Source organism: Streptococcus azizii (genome assembly GCF_001984715.1).
In the GTDB taxonomy this organism is placed as follows: Bacteria; Bacillota; Bacilli; order Lactobacillales; family Streptococcaceae; genus Streptococcus; species Streptococcus azizii.
In genome coordinates this window covers 68,277-76,464 of sequence record NZ_MSPR01000012.1, presented here as the reverse complement: position 1 = coordinate 76,464, position 8,188 = coordinate 68,277, and the positions used below count along the sequence as shown (strand labels likewise).

The 8,188-nt window shown below is 41.8% G+C and carries 6 protein-coding genes; 2 read left to right on the top strand and 4 right to left on the bottom strand.

What is annotated here, in order from left to right:
• The first annotated feature begins 320 nt into the window (after positions 1-320).
• Positions 321-1,478: a DUF2974 domain-containing protein gene (locus tag BVE84_RS07000; protein ID WP_076996343.1), complete on the top strand. Its 1,158-nt coding sequence runs from the start codon at positions 321-323 to the stop codon at positions 1,476-1,478.
• A 4-nt stretch (positions 1,479-1,482) separates the two neighbouring features.
• Here BVE84_RS07000 and BVE84_RS06995 read toward each other — a convergent pair whose 3' ends face one another.
• From BVE84_RS06995 to BVE84_RS06980, 4 genes are all read right to left on the bottom strand, one after another.
• On the bottom strand, positions 1,483-2,142 hold the full coding sequence (locus tag BVE84_RS06995; RefSeq protein WP_076996348.1) for a DUF1803 domain-containing protein: 660 nt from the start codon (positions 2,140-2,142) through the stop codon (positions 1,483-1,485).
• A gap of 93 nt (positions 2,143-2,235) precedes the next feature.
• Positions 2,236-3,141: a hypothetical protein gene (locus tag BVE84_RS06990; RefSeq protein WP_076996342.1), complete on the bottom strand. Its 906-nt coding sequence runs from the start codon at positions 3,139-3,141 to the stop codon at positions 2,236-2,238.
• Positions 3,142-3,154: 13 nt separating this feature from the next.
• Positions 3,155-4,354 (bottom strand): trypsin-like peptidase domain-containing protein, encoded by a 1,200-nt coding sequence (locus tag BVE84_RS06985; protein ID WP_076996341.1) that lies wholly within the window; start codon positions 4,352-4,354, stop codon positions 3,155-3,157.
• An 853-nt stretch (positions 4,355-5,207) separates the two neighbouring features.
• Positions 5,208-6,143, bottom strand: coding sequence for a manganese-dependent inorganic pyrophosphatase (locus BVE84_RS06980; protein WP_076996340.1), 936 nt, complete (start codon positions 6,141-6,143; stop codon positions 5,208-5,210).
• Positions 6,144-6,281: 138 nt separating this feature from the next.
• Between BVE84_RS06980 and BVE84_RS06975 the strand changes: the two genes are divergently transcribed.
• Positions 6,282-7,979: a M3 family oligoendopeptidase gene (locus BVE84_RS06975; protein ID WP_076996339.1), complete on the top strand. Its 1,698-nt coding sequence runs from the start codon at positions 6,282-6,284 to the stop codon at positions 7,977-7,979.
• The last annotated feature ends 209 nt before the right edge of the window (positions 7,980-8,188 follow it).

The following is an 8,188-nucleotide window of genomic DNA, read 5'->3' as shown; positions in this document are numbered from 1 at the left end:
ACACAAGATGTGAAGCCGTTAAAAAACCGAATGAAAAATAGAAAATCGAAGCAGGTTGTCTTGCAACCAATGAGATTTATCTTTTTTCCGAGGTTTTAGGCTGAACTCAATTACACAAGATGTGAAGACATTTTTAGTTTTAGACTAGGGATAATGAACATTTTCAACTAGTGCGAAGTGCTGCAACGGTATAATCTGATAAAAAGGGCCTTGCGTTCCCTAGTTGCTTCAACAACCGTTAGATTACCTCCAATAATAGTGGTTGTGATTTTTACTGCAATAGGCTATAATAGTTTCAACATATCGTATCGGAGTGCCACATGCCAAATCTACTAAATTATGTCGAAGAAGTAGCCTATCAAGATTTTTATGATCTGCCCCTCAACCGTCTAGACATTCTTGCCTTAACAGAGATTACCTATTTACCCTTTAATGGCCTCGTCAGCCCCGACTTTACGGCAGACCATGCTCCTCGACTGGACCATGTAGCCACACAATTTGAAGCAAGCTACCAGAATGAGACACCCAACCTTTCCGTCACCATTACTCCAGAACGCATCCAGTTGCTTCAACTCCTCAAGGAAGCCAAGCGTTTCAAGGCAATTAAGGCCTTTGCTTATGTTGACGATTATGACAAAGAAGAGGAAAAACAATTTGCTGCTATGAGCTACAAGATTGGTCGCGATAGGATTCTGACCATTTTTAGGGGGACCGACGATACCATTATCGGCTGGAAAGAAGATTTTCACATGACCTATATGGCAGAGATCCCTGCCCAGCAGTCCGCCACTGAGTACCTCAAAGAAATCATGGATAACTCCCAGCAACTCCTCTACGTAGCTGGTCATTCAAAAGGGGGTAACCTTGCGATTTATGCCAGCAGTCAGATGGATAAAGTAGCACAGGAACGCATTGCTCAGATTCTCGCCTACGATTCACCTGGTGTCCATCCGTCTGTCATCTCATCCCGCGGTTACCAAGCCATAAAAGGACGCATTCAATCGATCATCCCGCAACATTCCATTGTCGGTATGCTACTTGAGACGCCTGAGCATGCGGAAATTGTCGAAAGTAAGGCCTTCGGTCTGCTCCAACATATCAGCTTCACTTGGGAAATTGAAAACGACGACTTTAAGTTAGCTCCCGCCCTCACAGAAAAGAGTCTCCAAATCGACGCAACCCTAAAGGCATGGACAGCTAGCCTTACTGATGAAGAACTCAAAGATTTCTTTGATCTCCTTTTTGGTATCTTCATCGATGCAGAGATTGAGCGACTCAATGATTTCACCGTTGATACTCCAAAGAAAATACAGCTTCTCTTGCAGCAGCAACACAACCTCGGCTCTCAAGAAAAAGAGATGCTCGACACCCTCTTTTACCGCCTAGTTGATACCCGCTACCAGATTTGGAAGGAAGCCTTGACGACCCCCTTTGCAAAATTAGAAGAATGGTTAAGAAAGAAACCTGACAAGGAGTAGCCCGTCAGGTTTTCTTCGCTTTAAACAGCCAGTTGTCCTTGTCCAAGTCCATGGTCAAAAGATAGGTTTGAGGCTCTATTTCTGTAATAAACCCCAGTATTTCCAGGGCTTTGACAAAAATATCCGTCCGTCGTTGTCGGACGGTTTCTTTACGCATAAATTTTAACAAAAAGGTCGTCATGTACTTCATGGCATATTCTTGATTGACATCCCCCAAGAGCTGGTACAAAACCTCTTGCTCTTCTGACAAGGGGAGTTGTTTCGTCAACTTGTAAAAATAAGAAGACAGGGTCAGACGTTCCCGAATGGCATCAACCTCTTCTTGAATGACCAACTTGTTGGTAGTATTTGTCGTTTCAACCGTAAAGGTAGTCGCCAGCAATTCTGCAAAAATAGGACTTGCCGTCTCAACAAAAATCTCTTGATCCAAGGCTAAATCAGCCAGACTCATCAGGCAGGAAAAAGAGTTGGAATAGCGACGATTGTGCCTGCGGATATAGCCCGCCTGGATAAATCGCTCTAGTTGCCGGTCTATATTGGAGACAGTGGCAAATTCTTTTTTTATCTGACGAAGGGTCACATCGTCATGCTGGTCCAAGTACTGGATTAAGTCTTGGAAAAAACTGGATTGGCTTACCTTACTGGGATGATACACTCTAATCATGAGAGTATTATACCACACAAAAAGAGGTTGAGCAAAAAACAACTCAGTCTCCTGCTGAACAAACGAATCTAGGGTAGGAGCGTGCGAGCTGCGCTATCCTTGGGAGGATTCAAAGACAAAAGCTGGATTTCCATACCAAGCTATGCCCTCGTATATCCAACCGCGCTGCTGAAGTACTGCTACCTCATGTTCATCCATCGTATAATGATGAGAACCTGATGTAAGTCCCTGATGGAAAAGGCGATAGACCGGTCTACCACCTCCCGAATACCAAGCCAGTCCCTCATATTTCCAAAAATGTTTTTCCGTCAAGACCGTAATTTCATTTAAATCCTTGGTATAGTGATGGTCTTTCAAAATGGGATTATAGAGACGATAGACAGCCTCCCCCTTCTCAGGTGCCTGCCAGGCTACGCCTTCATATTGTCCCCAGCCCATCTGGACCAGAGCATCTTTTTCTTGGAGGTTACTTGTATAAAAATGTTCTTTGTTGTTAGGGTTATAGAGACGATGCATGGGTTTAGAGGCTTCGACATCGCTATCTTCTACTGTCACTTCCCAGGCAACAGCAATATCATTTATCGATAATTCAACAGGATATGCTTTCAGTTCATCAGCAAATTTTTTTGCTTGGTCACTGTCACCACTTGGAAAACTCGGATAGATTTTCGTACTACCTGCTTTTAAGGCAGTCCAATTCCCTTGTTCATCAAAGGTAATGATGGAAGGATCTTCCACTTGCATATCAAAAGAGTATCTCATATCCTTTAATGGGGAGTTCTGCGGACGAAGAATCTGCCCTCTTTCTCCTACTTTTAACCTCATTTTAAATGTACCTGGTTCAAATTCGGATCCCCCTTGACTTTTAAAACTAGGAATCAGTTCGTCAGCTGACACTTCTTGGAAAATTGGATATACAGACGACATTTCTGACATGCTAACAGGCACATAGGCACAGCAGAGTAGCAGAATGCCCTTCACTAAAGATTTACGAAACATAGGTTTCCTCCTTCTAATTTGCTTTAAATGCAACACCCTCATAGTTCCATCCATAGCTTACTAATGTATTTTTTTCATTGACACTAGCCGTATAGAAATGTTCCTTTGTTACTGGACTGTATAATCTAAAAACATCTACTCCTGTACCACTTTGAAAAACAGCTCCTTCATTTACCCACCCTACAGCTTGAAGTGTTTGAACTTCATTCATATCTGTCGTTAGCAAATGATCTTTGGTACCTGCATTATATAAACGATATACTGGCGCAACATCCCCTGTTTTCCATGCAACCCCTTCATCTATCCAACCATGTTTAGAAACTAACGTATTTCTTTCGTTTAAACTTGAGGTAAAATGATGTCTTTTAGATCCTTCATGGTATAATCGATAAACTGGGGCTGATTGTGTAGGTTCTGCATTTGTAAAGCTTACCGCACCTGAAGATGGATTAACTGAATTGATAAGGCTAAGCATGCTCGGTGTTACCCTAGCCGCATGGTTAGTAACATCTGGATTGAACCCACTATGAACACCTACAACTTCATTATCAGCATTCAAAATCGGACTACCACTTTGCCCACCTCTTGTATCAATTTTATAATTCAATTTATTCTCTAAAACATTTTCAATATTTCCAGAAGCAAACACCATTTTCCCAGGACGATCACCCGGATATCCTGCTGTTTGAGCATAATCGCCAGTTTTAATATTCGTTGATAAGCTTAGGTATCCAGTTTGTGTGCCAAGTGGTTTAGAGAGTTTTATAACAGCATAATCATTTTCAGGATTCGGATTTGAAGCATATGCATCATTTATTTTAATCTGTGCAACACCAGTTGCTCCAAACGGTGTACTACCATCGGTTATCGCAGGGGTAACCTTAATATTTGTAAAATATTCATTCTTTGCAGATGAATATACAACATGAGCAGAAGTCAAGACTACATCACTAGCAATCATCGTACCAGTTCCCATCAACGGAACATATTGACCTGAGCCATCATGATAACCTATTCCTTCGATTTTAACAATCTTTGGAAAAAAACCGTTAGTAGTATCCGTAACTGTAATCCTATTATCTGCTCCAAAAATTTGCTCAAATATTGCATTTTCATTTTCATCAGAATAAACTGTGAAAGGACTGAACGAAAGCGACAAAACCAACATTGTAGCTAGTGTAAGTAATTTGTTAAAGAATTTACTCATTGGCATATTTCCTCCTAAAGTAATTTTACAGGAATATCTTAACCTCTAATTTTGAACAATTTATATAATGACCATTGTAAGCTTTTTCAAAACAAGAGAGACATTAAAATCGACTCAAGTTCTCCCCTCCCTTCTGCTTCAATAAGAACTATCTAACTGCCTCTTGACTATACCTCCCTGTAGGATGGGTTATAGGAAAATTCAAATTGTTCTCCACTAGAAGTTTCCCTCTTCTTAGTTTTTATTATAAGCAATGCCCTCAAAAATGTCAACGATTTTTATAAGCGCCTTCTTTTCTTTTTATGATGGGGCTACTGAAGGCAGGAAACAGAAGTTTGCAAGTATAACCCCTCAGTAACCTTTAAGACATAAGCGAGGCTGAGACAAAAGTCCAGCTCCAAATATAAAAAACGAACGAACATGACATTTGTAGTCACATAAATTTAATTTCGTTCGTTTTTATTGGTTAATTGTAAATTTTGCAGAACTTATAATAAGGAAGTTCAAAAATTAAAATCTTTTTTCCCAGCCTCCTCGTCAAAACTCCTATTTCCTAGCTCAGGCTTCTGTGGTCACTTGCTTGTTTCAATCCCTTCAAATAGAGGCTGAGACAAAAGTCCAGCTCCAAATAGAAAAAACGAACGAATATGACATTTGCAGTCACATAAATTTAATTTCGTTCGTTTTATTGGTTAATTGTAAATTTTGCAGAACTTATAATAAGGAATTTCAAAAATTAAAATCTTTTTGTCCCAGCCTCTATTGAGTACATATCTCTGAGCTACTTTGTCAAAAACCTAAAGGAAGAGGCACAAGCCCTATTTGGATGACCAAATAGGGCTGCGCGAACTATACTCCTTTATCCTCCAAAACTTTCGGTTAATGGTGGGACAACTTGTTTTTTACGAGAAACAGCTCCTGCTAAAAAGGCATGGTTGTTTTCAAGGGTGAAGTTGAAAGCAGCTTCAACCTTATCCATATTTTGTCCCAAGGCAAGGATTTCAGAATTTGAATTCACAATATCCGTAATCATCAGTACAAAATCAGAGTAGCCATTTGCTGCACTCGCTTGTTTGATCGCTGCTTCAATTTCTGCCTGACGTTCCAACACTTCTGCAATATCAACTGTATTGACCTGCGCTACACGAACAGCCTGACCATTTAGCTCAAAAGTCTTAGCATCAATATCAATCAATTCATCTGCTGTCTTGCTAGCAAGATTGGTTCCTGCTTTCAGCAGGGCAAGACCATATTCTTCTATGTTTACGCCTGCCAGCTCTGCTAATTCTACCGCTACATGTGGGTCACTTGCATGAGTCGTCGGTGATTTGAGGAGAAGCGTGTCTGAAATCAGACCAGACAAGAGCATACCAGCTACTTCTTTTGGAGGGGTCAAGCCATTTTCTTTAAAGGCACGGTAAACGATAGAAGAGGCTGATCCAACTGGCTCCAAGCGCATATAAAGAGGGTTTGCTGTCTCAAAATTTGCTACACGATGATGGTCAATAACCGCTACTACCTCTACCTCTTTAATGTCAGAAATAGATTGTTGGAACTCATTGTGGTCTGTCAAGATGACCTGTCTCACATCCTCCGCTTTGGCAGACTCCACTACGCGTGGTGCTACGACTCCAAAGTAATCCAAGGCAAAGGCTGTTTCCTCATTCGGTGTTCCGAGAGCTACATTTTCTGCATCACGACCGAAGGCTTCACGTTCCAAATACGCCCAGCCATAAGAAGATGCAATCGCATCTGTATCCGGATTTTGGTGACCAAAAACTAACAATTTTGACATGTTCTGTTACCTCTTTAAGCGTTATTCACTCTATTTTAGCATATTTTCAGCTACTTGCAAATCATTCTTCACCCCTCATTTGCCAAACGTTTTCAAAAAGAGTAAGATAGTAGGTAGAACAATGGAAAGGAATCCTCTATGAAATTTACAGAATACACCTATACTCGTCCTAATTATCCACTGCTAAAAGACCAATTAACAGACTTGACGCAGCAACTACAAAAGGCCGACTCAGCAGAAAAGGCAATCGACACCGTAAAAGCCATTACAGCCATCAATGCCAGCATTGATACACAGATGAATTTGTGGCACATTCGTCACTCTATTGATATGAATGATACATTTTACAATGAGGAAACTAAATTCTGGAATGAGCACCTGCCACTCTTTGAAGAATTGACAACTGCCTATTATCAAGCAGTTCTTGCCTGTCCCTATCGCACAGAATTGAGTGAATTTTTGCCAGAAACCTTCTTTATGTTGGCTGAAAACAAGCAAAAAATCTTCTCCTCTGAAGCGATTCCGCTTTTCCAAAAAGAAAACGATCTCGTTGACCAATACAATAGCTTGATTGCTGGTGCACAAATTGACTTCCAAGGACAAACCTACAACCTTTCTCAACTAGCTCCCTTTGCCCAGTCTACTGATCGTGCAGTACGCAAGGCAGCCTCTGACGCTTCAACTGCTTACTTTGCAAGCAAGGAAGCAGAGTTTGACCGTGTCTACGATGAACTGGTGAAAGTACGGACCGAGATTGCCCATACGCTTGGCTTTAAAGACTATGTAGAGTACGGTTATGTCTCAATGAATCGTTTTGATTACAATCGTGATATGGTGCAGGTCTACCGTGAAGAAATTCTCAAACATGTCGTCCCAATCGTGCAAAAGCTCCGTCAACGCCAAGCAAAACGAATCCAAGTGCCTAGTCTCAAACACTATGATCTCGCACTTGAATTCCTAAACGGAAATCCTAGACCGCAGGGAGATCCCGATTTTATCGTCAGTGAAGCTCAAACAATGTACCGTGAACTATCCGCAGAAACGGGAGAATTTTTCGACTTTATGGTTGAGCATCATCTCCTTGATCTAGTGGCAAAAACGGGTAAAGATAGCGGGGGCTACTGTACCTATATTCCTGACTACAAGAGTCCATTTATCTTCTCCAACTTCAACGGAACCAGTGGTGATATCGATGTCCTAACCCATGAAGCTGGACATGCCTTTCAGGTCTATCGCTCGCGCTGGATTGCAAGTCCTGAAGTCATTTGGCCAACCTATGAAACCTGTGAGATCCACTCCATGTCCATGGAATTTCTGACCTGGCCTTGGATGGAACGCTTCTTTAAAGAACAAGTAGATCAATACAAATTTGCTCACTTAGCAGGGGCACTGCTCTTCCTGCCTTACGGGGTGCTTGTCGACCATTTCCAACATGAAGTCTACGAACATCCAAATATGACACCAGCAGAACGCAAGGCTACCTGGAAACGTTTAGAAGAACTGTATCTTCCTGACCGTGATTTCTCTGAATCAGAAGCCCTCAACCGCGGTATCTTCTGGTACCGTCAAGGACATATCTTTGCAAGTCCATTCTACTACATTGACTATACCCTCGCTCAGGTCTGCGCCCTCCAATTCTGGAAACGTACGCAGGTGGATCACGATGCAACAGCCTGGGAAGATTACCTTCGTATCTGCGATCTCGGTGGAACAAAATCCTTCCTTCAAGTCGTGGCAGCAGCAAATCTCGAGTCTCCATTTAAGGAAGGTGCGCTTGCAGCAACCACCCAAGCAGCCAGTGACTGGTTAGAGACGATTGATGATAGCGCGTTCTAATAGGGGGGAGATTCTCAAAGAAATCAACACTTCACAAACACAAAAAATCCTTTCGGAGTTTCTGAAAGGATTTTTTGACGGATATTAAACCAGCTAGGTAGCTAGCTAGCTCCTCCCTGCATGACATTTGTGACGAACCTAGCTAGGATCGCAGGGATCTCAATACGAAGCGGTACGCTTTCTGTTCGACCGCCTATTTTGCTGTATCG